The 23,914-nt window shown below is 62.7% G+C and carries 29 protein-coding genes; 14 read left to right on the top strand and 15 right to left on the bottom strand.

Annotation, left to right across the window (positions count from 1 at the left end):
- Positions 1–15: 15 nt before the first annotated feature.
- The 4 genes from NLY33_RS08835 to NLY33_RS08820 are packed head-to-tail and all read right to left on the bottom strand — an operon-like array spanning position 16 to position 2,658.
- Entirely contained in the window at positions 16–1,098 is a 1,083-nt protein-coding gene (locus NLY33_RS08835; RefSeq protein WP_023708596.1) for an ABC transporter substrate-binding protein, read from the bottom strand.
- Between the two features lie 58 nt (positions 1,099–1,156).
- Positions 1,157–1,837 carry a transcriptional regulator BetI gene (betI, locus tag NLY33_RS08830; RefSeq protein WP_023708595.1) on the bottom strand — a complete coding sequence of 227 codons (681 nt, stop codon included), beginning with the start codon at positions 1,835–1,837 and terminating at the stop codon, positions 1,157–1,159.
- A gap of 27 nt (positions 1,838–1,864) precedes the next feature.
- On the bottom strand, positions 1,865–2,422 hold the full coding sequence (locus NLY33_RS08825; RefSeq protein ID WP_245261175.1) for a methyltransferase domain-containing protein: 558 nt from the start codon (positions 2,420–2,422) through the stop codon (positions 1,865–1,867).
- Positions 2,419–2,658, bottom strand: coding sequence for a methyltransferase domain-containing protein (locus tag NLY33_RS08820; RefSeq protein WP_245261174.1), 240 nt, complete (start codon positions 2,656–2,658; stop codon positions 2,419–2,421). Before NLY33_RS08820 ends, NLY33_RS08825 begins: the two co-directional genes overlap by 4 nt.
- A gap of 202 nt (positions 2,659–2,860) precedes the next feature.
- On the opposite strand from NLY33_RS08820, the gene NLY33_RS08815 reads away from it, so the two are divergent.
- From NLY33_RS08815 to NLY33_RS08800, 4 genes are read left to right on the top strand one after another with little or no spacing between them, the layout of a single operon-like run.
- Positions 2,861–4,480, top strand: a complete 1,620-nt coding sequence (locus NLY33_RS08815) for a phytoene desaturase family protein (protein WP_023708594.1) — start codon at positions 2,861–2,863, stop codon at positions 4,478–4,480.
- Positions 4,467–6,032, top strand: coding sequence for a phytoene desaturase family protein (locus NLY33_RS08810; protein WP_023708593.1), 1,566 nt, complete (start codon positions 4,467–4,469; stop codon positions 6,030–6,032). The genes NLY33_RS08815 and NLY33_RS08810 overlap by 14 nt, the downstream gene beginning before the upstream one ends.
- 51 nt (positions 6,033–6,083) lie before the next feature.
- Positions 6,084–7,310, top strand: coding sequence for an aminomethyl transferase family protein (locus NLY33_RS08805; protein WP_023708592.1), 1,227 nt, complete (start codon positions 6,084–6,086; stop codon positions 7,308–7,310).
- Positions 7,311–7,312: 2 nt separating this feature from the next.
- Positions 7,313–7,558: a hypothetical protein gene (locus NLY33_RS08800; protein WP_023708591.1), complete on the top strand. Its 246-nt coding sequence runs from the start codon at positions 7,313–7,315 to the stop codon at positions 7,556–7,558.
- A gap of 3 nt (positions 7,559–7,561) precedes the next feature.
- On the opposite strand, the gene NLY33_RS08795 is transcribed toward NLY33_RS08800, so the two are convergent.
- The 4 genes from NLY33_RS08795 to NLY33_RS08780 all read right to left on the bottom strand — a co-directional run bounded on the left by NLY33_RS08795 (position 7,562) and on the right by NLY33_RS08780 (position 10,730).
- Complete coding sequence (locus NLY33_RS08795) at positions 7,562–8,620, bottom strand: dipeptidase (RefSeq protein ID WP_023708590.1); 1,059 nt, start codon at positions 8,618–8,620, stop codon at positions 7,562–7,564.
- 248 nt (positions 8,621–8,868) lie between these two features.
- A complete protein-coding gene (locus NLY33_RS08790) occupies positions 8,869–9,168 on the bottom strand; it encodes a GNAT family N-acetyltransferase (RefSeq protein WP_023683956.1) in 300 nt (99 codons plus the stop codon).
- The gene (locus NLY33_RS08785; RefSeq protein ID WP_023708589.1) at positions 9,161–9,793 is read right to left on the bottom strand and encodes an alpha/beta hydrolase; all 633 of its coding nucleotides are present in this window, start codon (positions 9,791–9,793) and stop codon (positions 9,161–9,163) included. Before NLY33_RS08785 ends, NLY33_RS08790 begins: the two co-directional genes overlap by 8 nt.
- 4 nt (positions 9,794–9,797) lie before the next feature.
- A complete protein-coding gene (locus NLY33_RS08780) occupies positions 9,798–10,730 on the bottom strand; it encodes a VOC family protein (RefSeq protein WP_023670085.1) in 933 nt (310 codons plus the stop codon).
- A gap of 217 nt (positions 10,731–10,947) precedes the next feature.
- Between NLY33_RS08780 and NLY33_RS08775 the strand changes: the two genes are divergently transcribed.
- Positions 10,948–12,501: an alkaline phosphatase family protein gene (locus tag NLY33_RS08775; RefSeq protein WP_023708588.1), complete on the top strand. Its 1,554-nt coding sequence runs from the start codon at positions 10,948–10,950 to the stop codon at positions 12,499–12,501.
- Positions 12,502–12,592: 91 nt separating this feature from the next.
- Here the strand turns inward: NLY33_RS08775 and NLY33_RS08770 are convergent, their stop codons facing one another.
- Complete coding sequence (locus NLY33_RS08770) at positions 12,593–13,897, bottom strand: PRC-barrel domain-containing protein (RefSeq protein WP_023708587.1); 1,305 nt, start codon at positions 13,895–13,897, stop codon at positions 12,593–12,595.
- A 259-nt stretch (positions 13,898–14,156) separates the two neighbouring features.
- Between NLY33_RS08770 and NLY33_RS08765 the strand changes: the two genes are divergently transcribed.
- Positions 14,157–15,077 carry a diacylglycerol/lipid kinase family protein gene (locus tag NLY33_RS08765; protein WP_023696423.1) on the top strand — a complete coding sequence of 307 codons (921 nt, stop codon included), beginning with the start codon at positions 14,157–14,159 and terminating at the stop codon, positions 15,075–15,077.
- A 26-nt stretch (positions 15,078–15,103) separates the two neighbouring features.
- On the opposite strand, the gene NLY33_RS08760 is transcribed toward NLY33_RS08765, so the two are convergent.
- Positions 15,104–15,331, bottom strand: coding sequence for a hypothetical protein (locus tag NLY33_RS08760; protein WP_023693688.1), 228 nt, complete (start codon positions 15,329–15,331; stop codon positions 15,104–15,106).
- 164 nt (positions 15,332–15,495) lie between these two features.
- On the opposite strand from NLY33_RS08760, the gene NLY33_RS08755 reads away from it, so the two are divergent.
- Positions 15,496–17,016, top strand: a complete 1,521-nt coding sequence (locus NLY33_RS08755) for a sensor histidine kinase (RefSeq protein WP_488473614.1) — start codon at positions 15,496–15,498, stop codon at positions 17,014–17,016.
- Between the two features lie 58 nt (positions 17,017–17,074).
- On the opposite strand, the gene NLY33_RS08750 is transcribed toward NLY33_RS08755, so the two are convergent.
- From NLY33_RS08750 to NLY33_RS08740, 3 genes are all read right to left on the bottom strand, one after another.
- Positions 17,075–17,536, bottom strand: a complete 462-nt coding sequence (locus tag NLY33_RS08750; RefSeq protein ID WP_023706299.1) for a hypothetical protein — start codon at positions 17,534–17,536, stop codon at positions 17,075–17,077.
- A gap of 11 nt (positions 17,537–17,547) precedes the next feature.
- Positions 17,548–17,874 (bottom strand): ElaB/YgaM/YqjD family protein, encoded by a 327-nt coding sequence (locus tag NLY33_RS08745; RefSeq protein ID WP_023670092.1) that lies wholly within the window; start codon positions 17,872–17,874, stop codon positions 17,548–17,550.
- A 124-nt stretch (positions 17,875–17,998) separates the two neighbouring features.
- A complete protein-coding gene (locus tag NLY33_RS08740) occupies positions 17,999–18,760 on the bottom strand; it encodes a Crp/Fnr family transcriptional regulator (protein WP_023706298.1) in 762 nt (253 codons plus the stop codon).
- Positions 18,761–19,099: 339 nt separating this feature from the next.
- Between NLY33_RS08740 and NLY33_RS08735 the strand changes: the two genes are divergently transcribed.
- Positions 19,100–19,417, top strand: coding sequence for a response regulator (locus tag NLY33_RS08735; RefSeq protein ID WP_050485906.1), 318 nt, complete (start codon positions 19,100–19,102; stop codon positions 19,415–19,417).
- 55 nt (positions 19,418–19,472) lie between these two features.
- Here the strand turns inward: NLY33_RS08735 and NLY33_RS08730 are convergent, their stop codons facing one another.
- Positions 19,473–20,024: a sigma-70 family RNA polymerase sigma factor gene (locus NLY33_RS08730; RefSeq protein ID WP_023670095.1), complete on the bottom strand. Its 552-nt coding sequence runs from the start codon at positions 20,022–20,024 to the stop codon at positions 19,473–19,475.
- 3 nt (positions 20,025–20,027) lie between these two features.
- Positions 20,028–20,231 carry a NepR family anti-sigma factor gene (locus tag NLY33_RS08725; protein WP_023670096.1) on the bottom strand — a complete coding sequence of 68 codons (204 nt, stop codon included), beginning with the start codon at positions 20,229–20,231 and terminating at the stop codon, positions 20,028–20,030.
- Between the two features lie 212 nt (positions 20,232–20,443).
- Between NLY33_RS08725 and NLY33_RS08720 the strand changes: the two genes are divergently transcribed.
- From NLY33_RS08720 to NLY33_RS08695, 6 genes are all read left to right on the top strand, one after another.
- Complete coding sequence (locus NLY33_RS08720) at positions 20,444–21,238, top strand: response regulator (RefSeq protein WP_023670097.1); 795 nt, start codon at positions 20,444–20,446, stop codon at positions 21,236–21,238.
- Between the two features lie 220 nt (positions 21,239–21,458).
- Positions 21,459–21,626 (top strand): DUF1328 domain-containing protein, encoded by a 168-nt coding sequence (locus NLY33_RS08715; protein ID WP_023670098.1) that lies wholly within the window; start codon positions 21,459–21,461, stop codon positions 21,624–21,626.
- A gap of 163 nt (positions 21,627–21,789) precedes the next feature.
- Positions 21,790–22,824, top strand: coding sequence for a sensor histidine kinase (locus NLY33_RS08710; protein WP_023670099.1), 1,035 nt, complete (start codon positions 21,790–21,792; stop codon positions 22,822–22,824).
- 128 nt (positions 22,825–22,952) lie between these two features.
- Complete coding sequence (locus NLY33_RS08705; protein ID WP_023706297.1) at positions 22,953–23,111, top strand: hypothetical protein; 159 nt, start codon at positions 22,953–22,955, stop codon at positions 23,109–23,111.
- Between the two features lie 142 nt (positions 23,112–23,253).
- Entirely contained in the window at positions 23,254–23,580 is a 327-nt protein-coding gene (locus NLY33_RS08700; RefSeq protein WP_023670101.1) for a hypothetical protein, read from the top strand.
- An 83-nt stretch (positions 23,581–23,663) separates the two neighbouring features.
- Positions 23,664–23,906: a YMGG-like glycine zipper-containing protein gene (locus NLY33_RS08695; protein WP_023683965.1), complete on the top strand. Its 243-nt coding sequence runs from the start codon at positions 23,664–23,666 to the stop codon at positions 23,904–23,906.
- Positions 23,907–23,914 lie beyond the last annotated feature (8 nt).

Here is a 23,914-nt window from a genome sequence, read left to right as displayed (position 1 = left end):
AGGCCGGACAGAGCTTTAGTAGCCTGCCTTGATCTTCTCGAATTCGGCGATCATCTTGAGCTTGAGCGACGACGGCACGGGCGATTGGAACAGGGTCTTGTCGACGAATTTCTGCACGTCGTCATAGCCCTTTTCTTTCAGGATCGCCGGGTCGACGCCGGCCATGCCCTTGGCGTTGGCCTGGCCATAACCCCAGTCCTTGACCAGCACCTTGGCGGTCTCGGGATCGTTGATCGCGTTGAGGTAGTCATAGGCCTTGTCGACATTGCCGGGTGCGTCCTTGAACAGCACGTAGCCGCAGACCCAGGTCGAGATGCCTTCGTCCGTATCCTTCTTGGACTTGATCGGCACACCGGCAGCGACGGATTGTACTGTGGCATCGTTCCATGCCCAGGCGAGATCGACCTCGCCGCCGCTCAGCAACTGCACGACGTCGGTGGTATCGGTCCAGTAGGAGCGGACATTTTTGTGCACCTGACGCAGGAAGTCGGAAGCCTGCTTGAACTGGTTGTCCGTCATCTTGGTCCAGTCCTTGAGCCCGATGGCAAGGCTGGCCAGCGCATAGGCGTCGTCGACATTGTCGCCGATTGAGACCCGCCCCTTGAACTTGGGGTCGGCGAAGGCCTTCAGCGACTGCACATCCTTCGCGTCGATCTTGTCGGAGTTGTAGGTGAGCTGGGTGTTGCCCCAGTCCCACGGCATGAACCAGGCCTTGCCGTCCGAAGTGGTGGCCAGATCCTTCATCGCCATGATGCCGGGATTGAGATCCTTCCAGCCGGTGATCCTCGAGGTGTCGAGCGGCTGCAGCAGCCCCGCCTCACGCCACTTTGTCACGCTCTGCGAGCAGGGATGGCCAAGATCGGCCTTGAAACCGGAGCGCACTTTCTCGAAGGCTTCGTCCTCGTCGCCGAAGAAGGCGAAGGTCGGCGAGTCGCCGTTCTTCTCGACATATTTGGGGTGAAAGCTCGGGTCCTCATAGCCCGACCAGTCGAACACGATCAGGTCCTTGTCGGCGGCGACCGCAATCGCCGCGGCCGAACCAGCCAGCGTCGCCGTCAGCGCCAATGTCAGTGTCAGGCGTCGGGTTATTCTTTTCATGCTGTTCCATCCTCTTTGTTTTTGATTGTTCGCTCCGGCTTGGATCTGCCGGTTGTTGTCAACGTCCGCTGCCCGGCCGGTAGTGTTTCGGAAAGGCGGCCGACAGGAATTCGTTTGCCGCCTGCAGCGCGCTCTCACGGGTGACGTCCTCGGTCCCCATCATCAGCCGCAGCCACAAGCCCTCCAGCATGGCGCTGAGCGCGAGCGCCATCACCTGCGGCTCATAGGCATAACCACCGCCCTGCTTGAGCGTGGCACAGAGGTCGATGAAGATCTTCTGGTAGGCCGCGTCGCGTGCGCCGCACAGCGCCTGGTAGGTCGGCCGCGACTTGGCCTCGCCCCAGAACGCGCACCAGGCCGCGAGCTTGCGCTTGTTGCAGATCGAACGGTCGAAATCGGCGGCGACCAGCGCCCGCAGCTGCCGGGCTGGATCCTCGCCGGCCTTGGTCAGCGCGACGCGCCAATGCGCCGCATATTCGTCGGCCATATAGGCAAGCGTGGCGACGAGCAGCTTCTCCTTGCTCTCGAAATGGAAGTTGACGATGCCGCGCGACAGGCCGGCGCCGTCAGCGACATCGGCCATCGTCGTTTCCGAATAACCGCGCTTGGCCAGCGAATCGATGGTCGCTTCGATCAGCTGCTGTTGCCTGACCTCCTTCGACGCCTTGCGGCCGCGTTTTTCCGGTTCGGTTTTTCCAGACGTGTCGGAGGATCGCTCTTCGCGCGCTGCAGCTTTCATCGGTGCCGTCATGCTCCACATTGCCGGCTATCCCACCACAGCCGGCTTCCACCCGCGAAGATGAGTGGGACGGTGCTCGCCACTGTCAAGCACCTTCTGCATGGCCTCCCAGGTTCGTATGTTCTTGTCGATATAGGCCGCTCCGACTGCGGCTGCCGCCGTCTGGTAGAGCGGGCCTTTCAGCCTTTCCAGCTCGCCGCGCGCGACCTTGCGATACCAAGAATTGCGGTCTCTGACGGCGACATCGGCAAAGCCGGCGCTGCGCATCGCTTGCGCATAGCGTGCCGGCGAGGCCATGGCGAAGGACAGGCCTTCGGCCGCGACATAGGCCTTCATCTCAGATGACGGCTCGCCGTCATGGCCGATCAGCCAGTCGGAGGCGGCAAAGACGCCGCCCGGTTTCAGCACGCGGAAGATTTCGGCAAACAGCGCGTCCTTGTCACGCACATGCAAAAGCGCGTCCTTGGAGAACACAACATCGAAGGCGCCATCGGTGAAAGGCAGCGCTCCGGGTGACGCCTGGATGAAGCTGGCGCGGTCTGAGAGCCCGCGTGCAGCAGCCCGCGTTCTGGCCGCCTCGATCACCGGGCGTCGATGTCGAAGCCGGTGGCATGGGCTGCACCGTGGCGCTCGATCAGATGCAACGCGATGCCGCCGGAGCCGCAGCCTATGTCGAGGATCGTCTTGCGCGACAGGCCTTCGACCACCCGGTCGACCTCGTCGGGTCGGCCCGGCGACAGATAACCCTCGCCCCACAGCGCCTCGAGGAAGCGGATCGCGGCGTCGTCATATTCCGGCTCGCCATCTGCCGTTTCGATCATCAGACTTTAAGTCCCATCAGCCGAATTGCGCAGGTTCGAATGCCGGCAAAGCGTAGCGTATTAACAGGAAAACGCAATATCATTTGTTGAACATTCATTCAGAACGGCTGGACAGAATAGCCGCTGCCGTGCCAAATTCCGCGCATTCGGCGACAAATCACGCGAAAAATGAAGGGTCGAGCACCATGAAGGCTGGGCGCGAATGAAAGCTTGGGATGCGATCGTCATCGGCGGCGGACACAACGGCCTGGTCAACGCCTGCTATTTGCAACGCGCCGGGCTCGACGTGCTGGTGGTGGAAAAGAACGACTGGGTCGGCGGCGCCGCCACCAGCCGCGAGCTGACGCCGGGCTTCCTCTACTCCAACTGCTCCTATGTCTGCTCGCTGTTTCGCCCCGAGATCATGCGCGACCTCGAACTGCCGCGCTTCGGCTTGCAGGTGATTTCCTATGAGGGCGGCGCCGTGTTCACGCGCGATGGCGACTACCTCGCCAACTACCGCGATCACGATGCGCACCGGCGCGAATTTGCCCGCTTCTCCAGGCGCGACGCCGAGGCCTATGACCGTTATTCGCGCGACGTGACGCGGCAGTGCCGCTTCATCCAGCCGCTGCTGATGCGCACCGCACCGGACCCGACCAGTCTCAAGCCGCGTGACCTCGGAGAGTTTCTCTATCTCGGCAGGAAATTCGCCGGCCTGTCATCAGAAGAAATGGCGCTGACGCTGCGCTTCTGGACCATGTCGATCTCGGAATTCCTCGACGAATATTTTGAGACCGATGTCATCAAGGCGAACTTCGCTTTGTCCGGCATTATCGGTACCGCGCTCGGGCCGATGTCGCCCGGCACGGCCTACGTGCTGCTGCACCACTATATGGGCGAGGTCGACGGCTCGGTCGGCGCCTGGGGCTATGCGCGCGGCGGCATGGGCGCTGTCACCAAGGCGCTCGCCGCTTCCTTCGAGGGGTCCGGCGGCACCATCCGTACCGGCGCCGAGGTCGACCATGTGCTGGTGAGCCGAGGCAAGGCCAAGGGCGTGGTGCTGGCCGGCGGCGAGGAGGTCTACGGCAAGCTCGTCGTCTCCAACGCCGACGCCAAACGCACATTCCTGAAACTGGTCGAGGAGAAGGAACTGCCCGATATTTTCCTGCGTCGGGTCAGGAACTTCAAGGTCCGCGGCTCGTCCGGCAAGGTCAACATCGCGCTGGATTCGCTGCCCGATTTCCCGGCACTGCCGAAGGATTCGCCCGTTTATCGCGGCGACATGCATTTCACCGACTCCATGGAGCGCATGGAGCGCGCCTATGACGACTGGAAGGCCGGTCGCTGGTCGGCCGACCCATTCCTCGACATGGTCATCCCAACGACGCTCGACCCGACCATGGCGCCGCCGGGCAAGCATTTCATGAGCTGCTTCGTGCAGTACGCGCCGCCCAAGGTGAACGGCCGCGACTGGACCGATACCGACCGCGACGGCTTCGCCGAAAGCGTGGTCGCGCAGATCGCGGAATACTCGCCGGGCTTCCGCGACCGCATCGTTCACATGGAGGTTCGCACGCCGCGCGAGATCGAAGCCGAGGTTGGGCTGACCGAAGGCAATATTTTCCAGGGCGAGCTGACCTTCGACCAGCTGCTGTTCAACCGGCCGGTGCCGGGCTACGCGCAATACCGTTCGCCGGTCGGCGGGCTCTATATATGCGGATCCTCGACCCATCCCGGCGGCGGCGTCATGGGCGCGCCCGGCCGCAATGCGGCAGCCGAAATCCTGCGCGATCTCGCCAAATCGACCTCCCATATGAGCCCGGCCCATGACGTCATTTGATGCCATCATCATAGGCGGCGGCCATAACGGCCTTGTCGCTGCCGCCACTCTGGCGAAAGCCGGCCGCAAGGTGCTGGTGCTGGAAGCCGCTGGCGATGTCGGCGGCGCGGCGCGCACCGAAGAGTTTGCGCCGGGTTTTCGGGTCTCCTCGATCGCGCATGTGCTGAACCGCCTGCACCCCGACGTGGTGAAGACATTGGAGCTGGAGAAACACGGGCTGCAGGTCACCCGTACAGACTTCATGCCGTCGGTCGCCTTGGCGAAGGACGGCCCGCCGCTTGTCCTGCATGGCGCCTATGGCGAAGTGCTGACCGGCTCCACTCCGTCCGAGCAGTCCGCCTGGAAGGAATTGCGCGCGCAACTCATGCGCTATGCCGGCATCCTGAAACCGTTCCTGTCGCGGCGCCCGCCCGATCTCGGTGGCATGTCGCTGCTTGAAACGGCAGCGCTCGGCCAGACGGCCGTGGCGCTGAAAAAGCTCGGCAAGGAAGACATGCGCGACTTTCTGCGCGTTCTCCTGATGAACGTCGCCGACCTGCTCGACGAGCAGCTTGCCGATATCAGGCTGAAGGGCCTGCTTGCCTTCGACGCCACGCTTGGTAGCCATCTCGGCCCGCGTTCGCCGACCTCCCTGCTCGGCCTCTACTATCGGCTGGCCGGCGAGACCGACGGTGCGGCAGGGGCACAGATGCTGCCGAAAGGTGGCATGGGTGCGGTCGTCGCCGCGATCCGCGCGGCGGCGGAGAAAGCCGGCGTCACCATCCGCACGGCAGCGCCCGTGGCCAGAATAGTCGTCGAGAAAGGCCGCGCCCTCGGCGTGACCCTCGACGGCGGCGAGGTGCTGCACGCCAGAACGATCGTCTCCGCCGTCAACCCCGCGACGACCATGCTCGATCTCGTCGGTCCGCGCGAGATCGACACGGGTTTCGTGCGCAAGGTAAAAAATATCCGCATGAAGGGCGACGCTGCCAAGCTCCATCTGGCGCTCGATCGGCCACCGCAATTTTCCGGCGTCGACGCCGATAATCACAAGGGCCGTCTGGTCATCGCGCCCTCGGCCGACCATGTCGAGCGCGCCTTCAACCCGTCAAAATATGGCGAGTTCTCAGCCGAACCGGTGATGGAGATCACACTGCCCTCGCTCTCCGACCCCTCGCTCGCGCCAAGCGGCGCCTGCGTGCTGTCGGCGAACGTGCAATACGCGCCTTACGCGCTGAAAGAGGGTTGGGATGCCGGCAAGCCGAAATTCCTCAAGGCTGTTATGGCGCAGCTCGAAGCGTACGCCCCCGGTATCGGCAAGTCCGTGCTGCATGCCGAGCTTTTGACGCCAGCCGGTATCGAAGCCAACTACCGGATGCCGGGCGGCCATTGGCACCACGGCGAATTGCAGGCCGACCAGATGCTGATGTCGCGGCCCGTCTCGGGCTGGTCGGGCTACGACACGCCGATCGAGGGGCTGTTCCTGGCCGGCGCCGGTTCGCATCCAGGCGGCGGCGTTTCGGGTGCTCCCGGTTTTAATGCGGCGCGGCGCATCATAGCGATGAAGGGATGATCGGATGTTTCAGCCAGTCAACGCCGCACTCTACGGCGAAGGAATGCCGTCATGACGAGTCGGGTCAACAACGCCGCCCGCACCACAGCGCAGGGCCATTTCCGCACCTTGCGTCTCGGCACGCCGTTCCAGCCGCGCATCGATGCGGTGGCCAAAACTCAGGACTGGTACAATTGGGCCGGCTATCGCGCGCCGCATTCGCTGTGGGACGAGGAACTCGAATATTTCGCCATCCGCAGCCAGGCGGCTTTGTTCGACATCTCGCCGATGACCAAATACCGCATCGAGGGGCCGGATGCCGAAGCCTTCCTCGATCGCGTCACGCTGCGCGATGTCACCAAGCTGAAACCCGGCCGCGTCCACTACACCGCATGGTGCGACGACGAAGGTTTTGTCCTCGATGACGGCACGCTGTTCCGGCTGTCGCCGACCCGCTTCCGCCTGTGTTCGCAGGAGCGGCACCTGCCCTGGCTGCTCGACAGCGCCATCGGTTTCGAAGTGACCGTCGAGGAAGAGACCGAAAACGTCGCTGGTCTCGCGCTGCAAGGCCCAACCTCCTTCGCCGTGCTGCGCGAGGCGGGTTTCGCCGGCGTCGAGAAGTTGAAGATATTCGACCTCGCCGAGTTTCCGCACGACAGCGGCACCGTAACCATCTCGCGCACCGGCTTCACCGGCGATCTCGGCTACGAACTGTTCGTGCCGGCCGAAAAAGCGCTCAGCCTCTGGGACCGCCTGATGACGGCAGGCGAACTGCGCGGCATCCGCGCCATCGGCTACGCCGCCCTCAACCGCGCCCGGCTGGAAGCCGGCCTGATCGTCGCCAATGCCGACTTCACCACCGCAGACCATGCCATTCGCGCCGACCGTCTGCGCATGCCGGACGAGATCGGTCTCGGCTTTATGGTCGATTTGGGAAAAGGCCATTTCAACGGCCGCCGCGCCATCCTCGAAGCCCGTGCCAAACGCAGGCTGCGCCACATGCTGGTCGGGCTGGAGATCGAAGGCAACATCCCGGCCGAGCACGCCATCGTCTACCACAAGAAGCATCAGGAGGTCGGGCTGGTCAGCGCCGCCATCTGGTCGCCGATGGCCAAGCGCAATATCGCCATCGCCTCGCTGACGCGTCCCTATGGTGATACGATGGTGGAAGACCTCTGGGTCGAGATCTACGCCATGCGCGAGTTGCAGTACCAGAAGCTGATGAAGCGGGCCAAGGTGGTGGCCCGTCCTTTCATCAAGCTCGACCGCCGCACCGCCAATCCGCCGGCGGATTTCTGATCATGGCCGACGAACCGGATGATGATACGGAAGCCGCCGAACAGTGGCAGCTGGTCAACACGCCGCTCGGCGAAAAATGGTCGGGTCGTACCCGCTATGCCGCCGCCATGTACTTCTACAAGCGCGGCGAAATGAGCGCCGAGACGCTCGAAGTCTACCGCATCTGCGCGCGGTTGGACTGGGAGAACCCGCTGCCGATGATCAGGGATCGCGGCGGCCAGGATTGGCTGAAGCGCATGGGCGCTTAAGCCTCAGCCTATGGTTCTTTCGAGAACGTTCAGCCAGTTGCGATAGGCGATCTTCTCGATCAATGCGCGTCCGAATCCGCGCGCGGCCAGCGCATCTATCAGCTTCGGCAAGCCGGCAACGTCGCCGATGACCGCCGGAATCATCGCGCCGTCGAAATCGGAGCCGAGACCGACGCCGTCCTCGCCCAGCGCCTGCAGCAGCGAGTCGACATGGCGCACCATGATGTCGAGGCTGGTGTCCGAGTTCATCCGTCCGTCTTCGCGCAGGAAGCCGGTGGCGAAGTTGAGCCCGACCATGCCGCCGGTCTCGCGGATAGCGCCGAGCTGCCAGTCCGTCAGGTTGCGCGAATGGGTGCACAGCGCATGCACGTTCGAATGGGTGGCGACCAGCGGCGCATCGCTGAGTGCGGCGACATCGCGAAAGCCCTTTTCGTTGAGATGCGACAGGTCGACCATGATCTTGAGCTGATTGCAGGCCTTGATCAGCGCCTTGCCGGCATCGGTCAGCCCCGGTCCGGTATCGGGCGACGACGGAAAGCGGAACGGGACGCCGTGGCCGAAGGCGTTGGGGCGGCTCCAGACAATGCCGAGCGAGCGCAGGCCGGATTCGTAGAGCACGTCGAGCAAGGTAAGTTCGGGATCGATCGCCTCGACGCCTTCAATATGAAACACCGCCGCGATCGAACCTTTCGCCATCGCCTCGCGAATGTCACCGGCACTGCGGCAGACGGTCAGCGCCCCCGCTCGCTCCAGCCGAAACAGGATCGAGGCCATGCCGATGGTGGAATTGAGCGCATCAGCGCGCGGCAGTTCCGGCGGCAACGGCTCATTGTCGCTCGGCGCCGGCGGCACCGCAGAGCGTTTGCTCTTCTCGACCGGCGGTGGAAAGATCGCGAACATGCCGCCGGCAAAGCCGCCCTTCTTGGCGCGCGGCAGATCTATATGACCGCCCTGCGTCCCCTCGATGAACAGCTTTTCGACGTCGGTGTCTTTCGACTGGTACAGTCGCAGCAGCGTGTCGTTGTGGCCGTCGAAGACGGGGACGAGATCGGATTCGGTCATCAGGAAGCCATTCGGTCAGTTGGCAGGAGCGGACGAACCGCAGCGAACTGTGTACTTAGGCAAGAAGGCCGAACTGCGCAAATGCCAGAGAGGCGTTCGCTCTTGTGGCTGAGCGACTCCGACCACCTGCCGGTCCCCGCTGCTTCGCAGCGTCCCGGCGTTCGCCGGCCTTTCATCATGCCACCGGCACGATGAATTCGCCTGCGGCGAACCGGCTGCTCACCCCACAAGGGGAGAAGGGAAAAAGGTCATTGCTTCAGCACATCCGCCCATTCCGGATGGCGGCGGAACTGGGCGTTGGCGAAGGGGCAGAGCGGGATGATCTTCTTGCCCACTGCCCGCGCGTCCTCGACGGCGCGTGTGACAAGCCGAAGGCCGGCGCCCTGGCCGCGAAACACGTCCGGCACTTCGGTGTGATCGATGATGATCTGGTGCTCGCCGACCTTGGTGAAGGTCATTTCCGCCTCGGCGCCACCGGGCCCGCGCAGGACATAACGTCCCTTCGAGCCGCGGTCCTCGAGTTCGATCTCAGGCAATTCGTCAGGCATCGCTTGCTCCTTCAACCGGCGCATCGGCAAAAAGCCGCCTCGCCGCTTCGATCTCGTTTGGTCGAATTTCGTGGCCGCCATCGTGCCACTCCACTGTGACATCGGCGCCATCGGCGCGCAAATAGGCCTCCAGCCGGGATGTCAGGTTGGGCGGGCAGATCGGGTCGCGCTTGCCGGCGGTGACCAGGATGCGGCGTCCGGCAAGGCTGCCCTGCACCTGCGGTTCGAACGGGATCAGCGGGTGCATCAGCACCGCCGCATCGAACAGCTCGGGCGCGGCGAACATTACGGACGCCAGGATGTTGGCGCCGTTGGAATAGCCGAGACCCAAGACCGAAGATGGCCTTGCCGCTATCACCTGCGCCTTGATGAAACCGGCCATCTTGGCGGTCGCCCGCGCGAGGTCGTCCATATCGTAGACGCCCTCGCCGGTGCGGCGGAAGAAACGCGCCGCACCATGCTCGGAAACATCGCCGCGCGGCGATACGATCGTCGCCTGTGGCGCGAGGTCGCGCCCGAGCGACAGCAGCTGGCTCTCGTCCGCGCCGGTGCCGTGAAAGACGAAGAGCAGCGGGCCGCCGGGCGAACCCGGCAGCGTCTTATGGATGTAAGCTTCCTTGCTCATCGTCTCAGCCTTCCAGCTTCTGCAGATGCTCTTCAAGATAGGGCCGCAGATGCTGGTGCTGCGTCGGCAGTTTCAGGGCTTCGCCGAGATGGGCGGTGTCCTCGTCGCGGTCGAAGCCCGGCTCATTGGTAGCGACTTCGAACAGCACGCCGCCCGGCGTTCGGAAGTAGATCGCCCAGAAATAGTCGCGGTCGATCACCGGCGTTACGCCATAACCCGTATCGATCAGCGCCTTGCGCACTTCGAGTTGCTGGGCGCGGTTCTCCACCGCGAAGGCGACATGGTGGACCGAGCCGGCGCCGAGATTGGCAAAGCCCGCGGTAGGCAGCGATTCGATATCTACGACATCAGCGCCGTTGCCGTTCTTGATGGCGAGCCGGCTGACACTGCCGGACTTGTCCACTTGCTCATAGCCCATGAACTTCAACAGCTCTTCCGTGGCGCCACCATCCTTCAATCTGAGCGAGACCGAGTGGAAGCCGCGTATCGCCTCATCAGCGGGAATGCCGCCTTTCAACCATGGCGCGCGGCTGTCCGCCTTGTCTTCAACCAGCGCGAAACCGTCGCCGTCGGGACCGGCGAAGGCCAGCCGCTTCTCGCCGAACGTCTCTTCGCGGGAGACACCCGCAACGCCTTCATCGGCGAAGCGCTTTTCCCAATAGCCGAGCGTGCCGGCCGGCACCGAATAGGCCGTGGTACCGACCTCGCCTACGCCGTGGCGGCCCCTGGCAATGTCCGGGAACGGAAAATAGGTCATCACCGAGCCGGGCGTACCGTGCTCGTCACCATAATAGAGGTGATAGACATCTGGCGCGTCGAAGTTGACGGTCTTCTTGACCCGGCGCAGGCCGAGCTTGTGCGTGAAGAAATCATTGTTCTGGCGCGCATCGCCGGCCATCGACGTCACGTGATGCAGGCCCTTGATCTGGTCGAGCATTGTCTTGCTCCTTCCCTTGGGTTTGCGGCCGTTGCCGCTGTCCACGCCTATATGAGGGGCCGCCCGGCAACGGCAAAGGCGGCAAACTCAGAATGGACTGTATCTTAATAGTGAACAGCAGGAAATTTTCGTTCACCATTTAAGCAAGACTGACAGGCTTGCGCTGCCGCCAAATTCCGGTTCATTGAACGTCTTCCCGACGTGACAGGATAGAGCATTGGCCGCGAAAAGCAGACGCCCGAACATCCTATTGATCTCCTGCGACCAATGGCGGGGCGATTGCCTGTCGGCTGCCGGCCATGCCGTGGTGAAGACGCCGAATGCCGATGCGCTCGCCGCCGAAGGCGTCCTTTTCATGCGGCATTACGGCGGCGCGGCGCCTTGCTCGCCGGCCCGCGCGTGCCTCTACACCGGCCTCTACCAGATGAACAATCGCGTCTGCCGCAACGGCACGCCGCTCGACGCTCGCCACGGCAACATGGCGCTTTCGGCCCGCGCCCTCGGCTATGATCCGACTTTGTTCGGCTACACCGACGTCTCGCCCGATCCGCGCACGATGGCGCCGGGCGATCCCCGGCTGAAAAGCTATGAGGGCGTGCTGCCCGGCTTCAGCGTTCGCCAGTTCCTGCCTGAGCATCAGAAACCATGGCTGTCATGGCTGAAGGCACGTGGCGTCGACACCAGCGCGGGCTCTCCCGGCATTCACCGCCCCGTGGGCGGGGAAGCGGGCGACGCCGTGACCAGCGCGCCGCCTGTCTATTCCAGGGACGAGACGCCGACCGCTTTTCTTGCCGGCGAATTCATTCGCTGGCTGGACGAACAGGATTCGCCATGGTTCGCGCATGTCTCCTTCATCAGCCCGCATCCGCCCTTTGTCGTACCGCGGCCCTACAACACGCTGTATGATCCGGCGGACGGACCGCCCTTCCGCCGTGCCGAGACTTGGCAGGCAGAGGCGCAAAGGCATCCCTATCTGGCTTACGACCTTGGTCGCCGGAAGCGGAGAAGCTTCCGCCCCGGCACCGACGGCCACGTGCGCGACTGGGGCGACGACAACATCCGGGCCATCCGCGCGATCTATTACGGCATGATCTCGGAGGTCGACGCGCAGCTTGGCCGCATCTGGCAAGCGATCAAGACGGCGAATGCATGGGATGACACCATCATCGTGCTGACTTCGGACCACGCCGAGATGATGGGCGACCATTTCATGCTGGGCAAAGGCGGCTTCTTCGACGGCAGTTATCACATCCCATTGATCGTGCGCGACCCACGACGCGGCAATGCAGCCGGCTCGATCGTCAACCACTTCACCGAGGCAGTCGACATCTTTCCGACTTTGCTCGATCTGCTTGACGCCGACGCCCAGCTGCATCTCGACGGCCGCTCGCTAAAACCGTTCCTGCAAGATGAACCGCCTAAGGATTGGCGCGACGCGGCGCATTGGGAGTTCGACTTCCGCTCGATTGCCAGCGGTGAGGCCGAACGGCATTTCGGCATCGGCTCGCGCCAGTGCAACCTCGCCGTCATCCGTACGGAAAAATTCAAATACGTGCATTTCGGCGGCGGCCTGCCGCCGCTGCTCTTCGACATGGAGAAGGATCCGGGCGAACTGGCCAACGTTGCCGCCGACCCGGCCTATCTCAGCGTGCGGCTTGAATTTGCCGAGCGGCTGCTTGCCTGGCGCGCCGAGCATCTCGACCAGTCGCTGGCGCTTGCAGAGCTGACGGACGAGGGGGTGGTGGGTATGTGGGTAGGCGGTAGGCAGTAGGCAGTAGGCAGTAGGCAGTAGAATGTTCCTGGCGGCCTGGTGCCTGATCGCCTAGTTTTCGCCTACTGCCTAATCCCTACTGCCTATTCCCTTACTGTACCATCATCCGCTGCTGGTCGCGCTTCTCGGCATAGCTGCCCTTGTCATAGGCGGCCTGCGCCTGCAACTGCTCCTTGGTGAAGTTGGTGTAGAGATATTTGTTGCCGTCCTTGTCGGTCATGAATTTGAGCTTGTCCATGCCGACCGCGACCTCCTTGGCGCCGATGCCTAGAAAGCCGCCGACATCGATGATGACGGCATCCGGCTTGCTGTCGGGCGTGAGCACGACGTCGCCGATCTCGCCGACCTTGGCGTCGTTGGCGCCATAGACGGTGGTGCCCTTCAGGTCGTCGCCTCTGATGTTGCCGACCGGCATTTCGGTCAGTGTCGACTTGTCGATCGCTGCCGTTTGCGTCGGATCGGTGGCTTTTGTACCGGCCGGAGCTTCCGCGGTCTTGTCCGCTGGCTGAGCATTGTCAGCCGGTGCAACGGCCGTCGGGGCAGCGGGAGCAGTCGGCTGCGTTGCGTCGGAGGTTGTCGTCACCGGCGCCGGATCATAGGGCTTGCGGTCGAAATCAGGCTGCGCCTGCAGTTCCTCCTTGGTCGTCTGCGCCACCAGCCAGCGATCGCCGTTCTTTTCGGCCCACCGCGCCTTGGCGAAATCATAGGTGACGTTCTTTTCACCCATGCCGAGGAAGCCGCCGACGCCGATCACCAGCGACTGCGCCTTGCCATCCTTGGTCAGCACGATGTCGTTGACGTCGCCGATATTCTGGGCATCGTCGCCAGTGCCATTGTAGACATTCTCGCCGATGATGTTGGTTGCGAGATTGCCGTCAGCGCGTTTCACCGCGGGTTCTGACGGCGCGGCGTTGAGATCAACCGGCTTCTGCGGGTCGTTCTGCGCCGTGGAAGCAGGCGCCGAGGCCGGATCGTAGGGCTTACGGTCGAAGTCGGGCAGCGCCGTCAACGCTTCTTTCGTCGTCTCGGCGACGAGCCAGCGGTCACCATTCCTCTCGACCCATTGCAACTTGCCGTAGTCGAAGGCGACGTTCTTGCTGCCTATGCCGAGGAAGCCGCCAACGCCGATAATGGCGGATTTCGCCTGGCCGTTTTCATCGAGGACGACGTCGCTGACGTCACCGATCTTCTGCGCATCGTCGCCAGTGCCATTGTAGACGGACTCGCCGATGATATTGGTCATCAGCGCGCCGTCGGCCTGTTGCGGCGCCGGCGCGATGGTAGCAGGGGCTTCAGCCGGCGCTGGGGTCGTCGCCGGGGCCGTCGTTGACTGCGCAAACGCACCGGTAGCGATCAGCGTTGCGAGTGCAGTCGTCGCGAACAGTGTGCGGATCATGATTAAGTCTCCTCTTGCGTGATCTCATGCGCGCCGCAATCGGCAAACCACTTGCCGGGAGACCGAAGGCGGCGCCTCCAATGGGATCACAACGTTGTGACAAGGCGCTTGTTCCGAAAAAACGGGAGCATCGAAATACCCTGGGCAAGTCCGCGGAATCGCCCGACATTCCCGCCCGGCCGATGGAACCTTTGCCAAGCTTGCCCGTTTCAGCCTGCGGCTGGCATTCCGGCCTTTAAAAAAGAATACGGAGCGGGGCATGCGATTTGCAGCGGTGCTGAACCGGGACGGCGGCACCTTGCGGACCACCGATCTTTCCGCGCTAACGGACCGCATGCGCCAGACGCTCGAGGCGGCTGGTCACTCCATCGATATCGACATCGTCGCCGGCAAAGAGATTGTCGCGGCGCTCGACAAGGTCGCCGCGCGGCGCGACATCGACGTCGTGCTGGCCGGTGGCGGCGACGGCACCATTTCGGCCGCCGCGGGGCGGCTGATGAATGGCAAGAAGGCGCTGGCCGTCCTGCCTGCAGGAACCATGAACCTGTTTGCCCGTGGCCTTGGAATTCCGCAGACCATCGATGGCGCGCTAAAGTCCTTTGCCGACGGCGAGATCATGGCGGTCGATATCGCGAGCGCGAATGGCCGGCCTTTCGTGCATCAGTTCTCGATTGGCCTGCACGCCAGAATGGTGAAGCTGCGCGACAATATGGAATTTGCCTCGCGCCTGGGAAAGATCCGCGCTTCGGCCAAGGCCGCTTGGACGACGATCAACAATCCTCCAGCCATGAAGGTGACATTGACGGTCGGCGAAGCCGAAATCGTGACCCGCATCAGCGGCATCGGCATTTCCAACAATCTGTTTGGCGAAGGCCATCTGCCTTATGCCGACAATCCTGCCGGCGGCGTGCTCGGCATCTATGTCACCGTGGCGCGGCAGCGTGGCGAGCTGGTCAGGGCGCTCTTCGACATGGCTCGCGGCAGGTGGCGCGACAGCGATCATGTCGAAACCCATCAGGCCGACAAGGCAATCGTGAAAATCCATACAGGGAGCAAGAAATTCGGCGCCGTCATCGACGGCGAACTGGTCAAGCTGGAGCGTGAAACGACAATCCAGATCCACCCTGGCGCACTGAACGTCCTGGTTCCGGCGCAAGCCGCCCAGGCGAAGGCCGCCTGATGCGATTACGAATGACGAGGAAAACCCTAGCCGCCCGACTGCCCCTCGCCGGCTGGCGCGCTCTGGTCGGCCGGCGCGGTCTGGCCGGTGGGCTGCCCCTGGCTTTCAGGGGTATCTGGATCGATCTTTTGGCCATAAATCTCGGCCGCTCCCCAAGCAATGAAAGCCAGGAGCAACGCGGCGACCAATATGCGCAGGCCGTGCCAACCCCAGCGCCCCTGACGGGCTTTGTTTTCAGGGGCGATCTTGGTCATCGGCGGCGTTCCTATCGCGCAACCGGGATGGTGGATAAAACCATCGCCGGCGAAACATGGTGGGGTAACGATTGCTTGCTACAAAAGTTCCGGCGCGACGGCCGCGCAAGGTGCGCGCCACCGCGGGTGGGGCCTGCAAGCGAGGGGGCTTGGTGGATAGCAAGGTGACGAAGCAGGCTGGTTTGCCGGTTGAGGTCCGCCGCGCCGTGGCGGCGCCGGAGCGGCTTGCCGTACTGCACGGGCTTGACGCGATCGACACCGACTCCGATCCCGACTTCGATCGCATCACCGGCCTTGCCGCCGCCGTGATGCAGGCGCCGATCGCGCTCGTCACGCTGCTCGACACCGAACGACAGTGGTTCAAATCCTGTGTCGGCTTCAACGAGACCGAAACCGCGACCGACATATCGTTCTGCGCCCATACCATTGCCGCCGGCGACGAGCCGATGGTGGTGCCGGATGCCAGCATCGACCCTCGCTTCTCCCGCAACCCGCTGGTCACCGGCGAACACCATGTCCGCTTTTATGTCGGCGCGCCGATGGTGGTCGCCGGCGCGCGCGTCGGTACGGTGTGCGTACTCGACCGGGAGCCGCATGAATTTCCGTCCGCTGCCGCGCTCGATCATTTGAAATCGCTGGCCAGCCTCGCCGCCAGCCTGTTTACCCTCAAGGACGCCACCCGCAGCGGCGCCATTGCCACGGCTGCTTTGGCGCAGGAGGAAAAGCGCCGAGCCATAGCGCTCGACGCCGCCTCGCTCGCCAGTTGGGCCTGGGATATCCGCACCGACATGATCGAATGCGACGTGCGTTTGTCGGAGCTGTTCAACCTGCCGCGTTCGAACCGGCTGCGGGCGCGCGACATTTTGGCCGCCATCGACCCGCGCGACGTCTACCAGACCGAGACGCGCTTTCGCGATGCCCTGACCGGCAGCGACGACTATTTCGGCGAATACCGGGTCAAAGGCTTCGATCCGCCGCGCTGGATAGTCACCCGCGGCCGCGTCATCGAGCGCGACGGCGAAGGCAAGCCGACGCTTATCTTTGGCGTCAACTACGACATCTCGGAACGCAAGCTCGGCGAGGACCGGCAAAGGCTGCTGCTGCGCGAGCTCAACCATCGGGTCAAGAACACGCTGGCGACCGTGCAGGCGCTGGCCACACAGACCGTTCGCCACGCTCGCCGCCCAAGCGAATTCCTGGAAGCCTTCGGCGCCAGGCTGCAGGCGCTGGGCGCTGCCCATAACCTGCTGTCGGATCGCGAATGGCGCGGCATCGGTATTCGCGAACTGATGCAGATCGAGGTGAAGCCGTTCGATTCGGCAGAACGGCCGCGCATCGTGATCTCCGGTCCGGAGCTGCTGCTTTCGCCCGACCAGGCGGTGGGGCTCGGCCTGATCATGCACGAACTGGCCAGCAACGCGCTGCAATACGGATCGCTGTCGGTTGGCTCGGGGAAGGTCGATGTCGACTGGAAGGCGGCGGGCAAGAAAGGCGCGCACCGCCTTGTGCTGACCTGGAGCGAAAGCGGCGGGCCGAAAGTCGACCCGCCGGAACGCCAGGGCTTCGGCTCTATCCTGATCCGCCGCAGCCTCGCCAAGGTTTTATCGAGCGAAGTGACCCACGAATTCCGCAGCGAAGGCGTGTTCGCCGAAATATCGATGCCGCTTGAAGATCTGCCGGCTTAAAGCAATTTCAGAAGTGCGAAGCGGTTTTCCCGGGAACAGCGTATCAGCGCGACGCGCTTTAGTCGGCTTCGCTGTCTGGATCGCCCGGATCCGGTTTGACGTTCTCGCGGTAGATGGCATAGGCCGCGAGCGCGATCATCGGGCCGAGAATGACGCCCTTCCCGCCTTTCCCCTTGAGCAAGGCCGGCAGCACGGCAAGCGCCGCGGTGATACCGAGCGCCTTCAGGTCGGCATTGCGCCTTCGCGCACGTCGGCGCGCACGCGTTCCGGCCGCAAGTTGATGAATGAGCACGATAAGCCCGGCCGTTACCAGGAAACCGGCCGCGAAGCCGAGACAGGCGGCCATCGAGCCGTAACGGTCAGCCGCCCAGATGTAGGCCGCCCCCAGGAGAAACCCGAGGCCGCACAGGGCAGCCACGGCGGCGAGCCCATAGACGATTGCCGCCGTGCGCGCGCGGCGCATGGCGGCAATGGCTTCACCCGAGGCCAAGGCCGAGATAAGCGGTGCCAGCATGCCCATCTCTGTCGAAACTAGCGCCGGGCAAGAAGCGCAAACAGGAAGCCGACGCCGGCCGCGATCGCCAGTGAAGTGACCGGCTTCTCGCGCACATTGGCCGTGATCTGGGCCTCAAGATCCTTGGCGTTGCCACGCAGGCTGTCGAAGACGGCTTCGCCCTGCGCGCGCAACTGGTCGACGCCTTCGGCAGCAGCGCGCCGCGCCGTGCCGTAACCATGTTCGCCGGTCTTGGCCAATTGCTTGGTCAATTTTTCGATATCCGCCTTCAACTGCCGAATGTCGGCTTCCAGGTCGGCGTTCGTCTGACTTTCGTTGGCGGTTTTTCCTGCGGCAGTTGCCATTCTAAACTCCTTGCGTTTGCTTGGCTTCAAACGCCCGACACACATCATGGTTCCGAAATCGGAGACCGTATCCATGAAAGGGTGTTTGCAAGTGCGAGTCCAGCCCCAGATGGAGGCCTGCCTGTCAGATCAGCGGCCGACGGCCTTCGCTTAGGCCCTCCCAGCGCGCGAGATCCTTCAGCCCCTCCCCGTCGATCACTTCGCAACCGCCGTCGCGCCAGGCGATCAGCTTGCGATCGATGAGCTTGCGGATCGTCTTGTTGGTGTGGACCAGCGACAGGCCGAGCGTATCGGCGACATGCTGCTGGGTAATCGGGATTTGCACCGGCGCCTTGCCGTTGAGCCCGACTGCCGCCGCGCGGCTGGCGATGAAGGCAATGAGATAGGCGGTGCGCTCGACCGCCGTGCGCCGGCCGACGCTGAGCAGGTTCTCGTCCAGCATGCGCTCCTCGCGCGACGCCAGCCAGGTAATGTCGTAAGCAAGGCCCGGATGGTTGCGGTAGAGCTCGTGCAGGTTTTCACGCTCGAAGACGCACAACAGCATGGGCGACAGCGCCTCGACCGAGTGCTGCATTTCGCCCATCAGGCTGCCCTGCAGCCCGATAAGATCGCCGGGCATGGAGTAGTTCAGGATCTGGCGCCTGCCGTCCGACAATAGTTTGTAGCGGAAGGCCCAGCCCGAAAGCACGGTGTAGAGATGAGCACTTTGGCTGCCTTCGACCAGCACTGTGGCGCCCTTGTCGACGGCCAGTTCGCCCTTCTTGAACATGCTGACATAGGCAAGCTCCTGCTTCTCGAATTCCCGGAACACCGGCAATCGCCGAAGCGGGCAGATCTCGCATGGGTACTGACGGCTGGAAAACGAACGACCATTCTGGCCAGACATTTCGATCCCTCTTTCGAAAGTCTCTTGCCAGAGACTGAGTGCTACGCCTTTGCAAGGCCGCGGTTCCGCTGCCGATGGCATGTCTTTTTTAAATGACAGGATGGCAAATAGCGATCATGACTCGCTACACTCCACTGAGGCGAATTCGAAGCTCGCTTGTGGAGTAGAGCCGGTGGGCGAACTTTTCGGATTAAGGCCTGACCGATCCCCCAAGGTCCGCGATGCGGTTGACTGGAGTCACTGTAGCCGATGCTGCAAGAATTGAGGAGAGATTGCCAAGTGCCGCCATTGCTTGAGGGATTGCGAATTCTTGTCTTGGAGGATGAATTCCTGATCGCCATGGATGTCGAGCAGCTTTGCCGCGACCATGGCGCGAACGACGTAGTGATTGCCCGCGCTCTGGCCGAGATCGATGAGCAGAAGGTCGTTGGCGAGTTCGACGCCGCTATCGTGGACCTCATGCTGGGCGGAACGTCCACACTCGATTTCGCCGCGCGGCTGCGCCAATCGGGCCTGCCGTTTGTCTTTGCCTCCGGCTATTCGGACCCCGATGAGATCAAAGGGTCTTTTCCCGGCATCCGCCTGGTCACCAAGCCTTATTCGGGGACCGATCTCGTCGAGGCTCTGGCGGCGGCCTGCGGCCGCGCGCCAGTCTGAGATATCTTCGATGCGTATGTGTAAAGAGCCCAGGCCCGCAAACGGGCCTCCGCCGTCAGGCAGCGTTTGAACCCGTCACCTGGGACGAGATTGCGTCCGGCCCGTATTCGTCTTCACCGGAGATTTTCAGGATCTCCTGCAACCGCGTGCGGGCCCGGCTGACCCGGCTTTTGATCGTTCCGACCGCACAGCCGCAGATTTCGGCGGCCTCTTCATAGGAAAAGCCTGAAGCGCCGATGAGGATGATGGCTTCGCGCTGGTCCTCGGGGAGTTGCTCGAGCGCGCCGCGAAAATCCTTGAGGTCAAGCTGGCCGTGCTGAGCCGGATGAACGGCAAGCCTGGCCGTCATGATGCCGTCGCTGTCCTGCACCTCGCGGCCGCGCTTGCGCATCTGGGAATAGAACTCGTTGCGCAGGATGGTGAACAGCCATGCCTTGAGATTGGTGCCGGGCTGAAAGCTCTCATGCTTGTCCCAAGCCTTGACCAGCGTCTCCTGCACCAGATCGTCGGCCTTGTCGGCATTCTGCGTCAGCGACACGGCAAAGGCCCGCAGGCTCGGGATCGAGCCGAGCAGGTCGGTCTTGAACCCTTGTGAGACAGCTGCCATGCCTCAGTCCTTCTTCTGTGCAGGTTCGGCCTTTTCCAGTTGGCTGAGCAACTGGGCAAAGCGATCCGGCACATTGTCCGAGACCAGCTCGTCATAATATTGTTTGAGTTTGCGGCCGATTTCCGAATTCGCCCCGAGCGGGTCGCCGGAATTGGCCCGGCGCCTGTCAGCGGCGCCAGCCAGCGTTTCTTTATTCATGTCCTTCATTTCGCCCTTAAATCCAGCGCCCCGAGCCGCCCCATTACACAACGCAAAGCGGCCCCCTCGTCTGGTTGCCCATCGCACCACAAACGTCGCCCGTACGGTTTCGTTCCACAAGTCTCGGAACTTTTTCGCAAAACCCGCGTTTGGGTGTTGGGGCTTGCAATCAGCTTGACCTGCAATCTATGCAATCACGTCATCTGAGGGAGACGTCTACCATGAGCCTTTCCGCAACCATCGCTCCGCACCTGCCGTTCCTGCGCCGCTTTTCACGCGCCGTATCCGGATCGCAGGAGAGTGGCGATGCGCTGGTAGCCGCGATGCTCGAAGCCATCATCGCCGACGTCGACATCTTCCCGCAAGCGTCAAGCGACCGCATCGCGCTCTACAAGGTATTCGCCAAACTGTTCACCTCCATTGCCATCCGCGTTCCGCAGGAGCAGGCGCAATCGGCATGGGAGCAGCGCGCCGCCGCCAATCTGAACGCCATTGCGCCACGGCCACGCCAGGCTTTCCTGCTGGTCGCGGTCGAAGGCTTCGGTGAAGACGAGGCAGCTGAAATTCTCGATGTCGACGCCAAGGAATTCTCCGAACTGCTTGCCCAGGCGAGCAACGAGATCTCTCGCCAGGTGGCGACCGATGTGCTGATCATCGAGGACGAGCCGCTGATCGCCATGGACATCGAGGAAATGGTCGAGAGCCTCGGCCACCACGTGGTCGGAACCGCGCGCACCCATACCGAGGCGGTGGCGATGTTCGGCAAGACAAGGCCGAAGATGGTGCTGGCCGACATTCAGCTTGCCGATGGCAGCTCGGGTATCGATGCGGTCAACGAAATCCTGTCGTCGACTTCGGTGCCGGTAATCTTCATCACCGCCTTCCCCGAACGTCTGCTGACCGGCGAGCGGCCTGAACCGGCCTTCCTCGTCACCAAGCCGTTCAATCCCGACATGGTCAAGGCGCTGATCAGCCAAGCGCTGTTCTTCGACCGGCAGGCCAAGGCCGCCGCGTGAAGTAGGGCCTTCAATCTCCAACTTTTCGCCGCCTCGCAGCGTTGGCGGCACTGGCGATCGCCTAACCCGGCGATCGGCGGCTGCCCGTCGCGCCGTATGGCGCTCACGCGCGCGAATCAATTCGCGTCCGGGCCTCTTCCAAAGACCTTCTTTTTCGTCAAATGGTGGAACAAACAGCAATCACTCACGTTCTTGATCCAGTATCGGAAGGAGACAGATCATGCTCTACTGGGCGCTCGTATTTCTCGTCGTGGCGATCATCGCCGGCGCGCTTGGTTTCGGCGGCATCGCCGGTACCTCGGCCGGTATCGCGCAAATATTGTTCTTCATCTTTCTCGCCTTCCTCGTCATCTCGCTTCTGGCCGGCCTGTTCAGACGGGCATCGTAGGAGCGGGCGAAGAACACTGGAAGCCGCACCCCTCAAACGGTTTCCAGCCACCGCCGGGCGATGTCCTCCAACGGGACATCGTCCGGCGGACCTTTTCTGGGGACCTACTCAGGAACTGAGTCCAAGTGAATCGTTCGGTCCCGATCAGGTGGACAGGTGATTGATGCGTTCCATTGGCGGAGGCGAGAGCGGACAGGGCGACGAGGTGATCGCACTGCACCCGGCTGAAAGCGGAATGCAGCTTGGCCGGGCCTTGCTTCACGCTCTGCACAATGCCGGCATTTCCGTCCTCTATCAGGATCGTGAATTGAAGACTGTATGGGCCCGCAACATGCGTGCGCCGTGGGTTTCCGACACAGCCGACAGCAACGGCGCGTTGCCACCGGCGCAAGCTGAGCAAATCGCCGCCGCCAAAAGCAATGTGATCGCTTCCGGCAATCCGGAACGCCTTGAACTGAGTGTTCCCACCGGTGATGGCATGCGCTGGTTCCAGGTATGGGTCGATGCCGATCGGGGCCATCGCGGCGACGTGCAGGGCGTCGTCACCACGATGGTGGAAACCACCGAGCAGAAACGCCGCGAACAGACGCTGAAGACGCTGTTGCGCGAAGTCAGCCACCGCTCCAAGAACCTGTTGGCCATCATCCAGAGTATTGCCACCCAGACCGGCCGCTATTCCGAGACACCCGACGATTTCCTGAAGCGCTTTCGCGGCCGCCTGCAGTCACTGGCTTCCTCCCAGGATCTGGTAACGTCGTCGAACTGGCGGGGTGCAGCACTTCGCGAGCTTATCCGCGGCCAGGTCGTTCGCTACGGCGCCGATCCCGCGCAGAGCCTGCGCTTCAATGGCGTCAACCCCTACCTCAATCCCAACGCCGCCATTCATATCGGACTGGCAATGCACGAACTCGCCGTCAATTCATTCAGCTACGGCGCCCTGGCGCGGCCGGACGGCTTTGTCGAGGTAACTGCCGATCTGTCGAACGTCGCAGAGGCCGCCGACAAGCCGGCTTTGTCGCTGACCTGGGTCGAGGCCATTGTCGCCAATGATAACAGACGCACCGAGAAACGCTTCGGCAGCGTTGCCCTCGAACGTGTCGTGCCGGCATCGCTGAACGGCACGGCGACGCTGGAGATCACCAGTGACCGCCTCGAATATCGCCTGGTGGTTCCGCACGGCAATTTCGAAACCGAATGAGCGGCGGGATTCCTTAACCGGCTGTTCACCATAAAATCCGATGCTGTGGTTCCCAGAGATTGCTGGATCTTGACCGATTCAACCGATGTTCGTCCGCGGCCTGCAACGCAAGTATGGGAGGAATGATCATGACGGTGGCCGATATGAACAGGCTGGAGCAGGCCGCGCGGGTCTCGATGAGCGGCTTTCAGGATCCTGATGCTTCAGCCTCGCCTTTGCAGCACGCCTGGCACCCCTTGCTTCGCTTCGCCGCTGTTGTGCTGATCGTGGCGTCGCAATTGGCCTGAGCCAGATGCTCAGGTTCACGCTGCTCCCAAGCAGCCTGGCTCAGAAGCTGTCCAGCTCGTAGCCGACCAATTATTAACGCCCCTTTCGGCACAGGAACTTTGACGGCTGTGGACCGTTCTTATGGCGAGAGGACGTATCGCCGTGGAACACATCGCCGCTTTGCTTTTGGTAATTGGCTGTTCGAACAACATGACCGAATGTCGTGAACTGCCGGTGCCGGTCAGTGTTTTCGAAACCGCCGAAGCATGCACGGCAGAACGTCCATTCGCTGCCGGCGACGTGCAGGGTCAGGCCGAGCACGTCGTTGCCAAATGTCTTACGGTCGACCCCGCGCTGGAGGATGATTACGACCAGATCGTCTGGAACGTGCGCCCGGACGGCACCCTCGACGCGTCTTTGCAGATTTCCAGTGTCGTGGTCGCGTCGAACGCCACGCGCCGCGAAAAAGACTCTCTTAGCCAACAATAAGATCGAGCGGGCAAAGGCTGCTGTTTCGTGCTAAATAGCGGCTGGAGCTTACTAAAGTGAGGACAAAAGTGAGGAGAGATTCTATGCGGAAATTGATTATTGCCATGGTTACGGTGGTCGCCGTCAGCGGCTGCAGCACGACCGAGCAGGATGTCGGTGTCGGCGCCGGTGTCGGTGCTTTGGCCGGCGGACTGATCGGCGGCGGCAAGGGTGCGCTGATCGGCGCAGCCGTTGGCGCCGGTTCCGGCCTGCTGGTGCGCAACCTGCGCAACGGCTATTGCCAGTATCGCGACAATCGCGGCCGGCTCTACACCGCTCGCTGCTGATCCGCTTC

The sequence above is a fragment of the Mesorhizobium sp. C432A genome (assembly GCF_030323145.1).
In the GTDB taxonomy this organism is placed as follows: domain Bacteria; phylum Pseudomonadota; class Alphaproteobacteria; order Rhizobiales; family Rhizobiaceae; genus Mesorhizobium.
The sequence above is the reverse complement of the archived record's forward strand: the minus strand, read 5'-3'. Positions and strand labels throughout refer to the sequence as shown.

Coding starts and splice junctions, on each gene's coding strand:
- NLY33_RS08695 (WP_023683965.1), top strand. CDS start 23,664: ATGCGGAAATTGATTATTGCCATGGTTACGGTGGTCGCCGTCAGCGGC.
- NLY33_RS08750 (WP_023706299.1), bottom strand. CDS start 17,536: ATGGGCATGCTGGCACCGCTTATCTCGGCCTTGGCCTCGGGTGAAGCC.
- betI (WP_023708595.1), bottom strand. CDS start 1,837: ATGAAAGCTGCAGCGCGCGAAGAGCGATCCTCCGACACGTCTGGAAAA.
- NLY33_RS08720 (WP_023670097.1), top strand. CDS start 20,444: ATGAGCCTTTCCGCAACCATCGCTCCGCACCTGCCGTTCCTGCGCCGC.
- NLY33_RS08765 (WP_023696423.1), top strand. CDS start 14,157: ATGCGATTTGCAGCGGTGCTGAACCGGGACGGCGGCACCTTGCGGACC.
- NLY33_RS08730 (WP_023670095.1), bottom strand. CDS start 20,024: ATGGCAGCTGTCTCACAAGGGTTCAAGACCGACCTGCTCGGCTCGATC.
- NLY33_RS08820 (WP_245261174.1), bottom strand. CDS start 2,658: ATGATCGAAACGGCAGATGGCGAGCCGGAATATGACGACGCCGCGATC.
- NLY33_RS08705 (WP_023706297.1), top strand. CDS start 22,953: ATGACGGTGGCCGATATGAACAGGCTGGAGCAGGCCGCGCGGGTCTCG.
- NLY33_RS08800 (WP_023708591.1), top strand. CDS start 7,313: ATGGCCGACGAACCGGATGATGATACGGAAGCCGCCGAACAGTGGCAG.
- NLY33_RS08815 (WP_023708594.1), top strand. CDS start 2,861: ATGAAAGCTTGGGATGCGATCGTCATCGGCGGCGGACACAACGGCCTG.
- NLY33_RS08740 (WP_023706298.1), bottom strand. CDS start 18,760: ATGTCTGGCCAGAATGGTCGTTCGTTTTCCAGCCGTCAGTACCCATGC.
- NLY33_RS08725 (WP_023670096.1), bottom strand. CDS start 20,231: ATGAAGGACATGAATAAAGAAACGCTGGCTGGCGCCGCTGACAGGCGC.
- NLY33_RS08715 (WP_023670098.1), top strand. CDS start 21,459: ATGCTCTACTGGGCGCTCGTATTTCTCGTCGTGGCGATCATCGCCGGC.
- NLY33_RS08805 (WP_023708592.1), top strand. CDS start 6,084: ATGACGAGTCGGGTCAACAACGCCGCCCGCACCACAGCGCAGGGCCAT.
- NLY33_RS08745 (WP_023670092.1), bottom strand. CDS start 17,874: ATGGCAACTGCCGCAGGAAAAACCGCCAACGAAAGTCAGACGAACGCC.
- NLY33_RS08710 (WP_023670099.1), top strand. CDS start 21,790: ATGCGTTCCATTGGCGGAGGCGAGAGCGGACAGGGCGACGAGGTGATC.
- NLY33_RS08770 (WP_023708587.1), bottom strand. CDS start 13,897: ATGATCCGCACACTGTTCGCGACGACTGCACTCGCAACGCTGATCGCT.
- NLY33_RS08785 (WP_023708589.1), bottom strand. CDS start 9,793: ATGAGCAAGGAAGCTTACATCCATAAGACGCTGCCGGGTTCGCCCGGC.
- NLY33_RS08795 (WP_023708590.1), bottom strand. CDS start 8,620: ATGACCGAATCCGATCTCGTCCCCGTCTTCGACGGCCACAACGACACG.
- NLY33_RS08735 (WP_050485906.1), top strand. CDS start 19,100: ATGGATGTCGAGCAGCTTTGCCGCGACCATGGCGCGAACGACGTAGTG.
- NLY33_RS08780 (WP_023670085.1), bottom strand. CDS start 10,730: ATGCTCGACCAGATCAAGGGCCTGCATCACGTGACGTCGATGGCCGGC.
- NLY33_RS08810 (WP_023708593.1), top strand. CDS start 4,467: ATGACGTCATTTGATGCCATCATCATAGGCGGCGGCCATAACGGCCTT.
- NLY33_RS08790 (WP_023683956.1), bottom strand. CDS start 9,168: ATGCCTGACGAATTGCCTGAGATCGAACTCGAGGACCGCGGCTCGAAG.
- NLY33_RS08760 (WP_023693688.1), bottom strand. CDS start 15,331: ATGACCAAGATCGCCCCTGAAAACAAAGCCCGTCAGGGGCGCTGGGGT.
- NLY33_RS08835 (WP_023708596.1), bottom strand. CDS start 1,098: ATGAAAAGAATAACCCGACGCCTGACACTGACATTGGCGCTGACGGCG.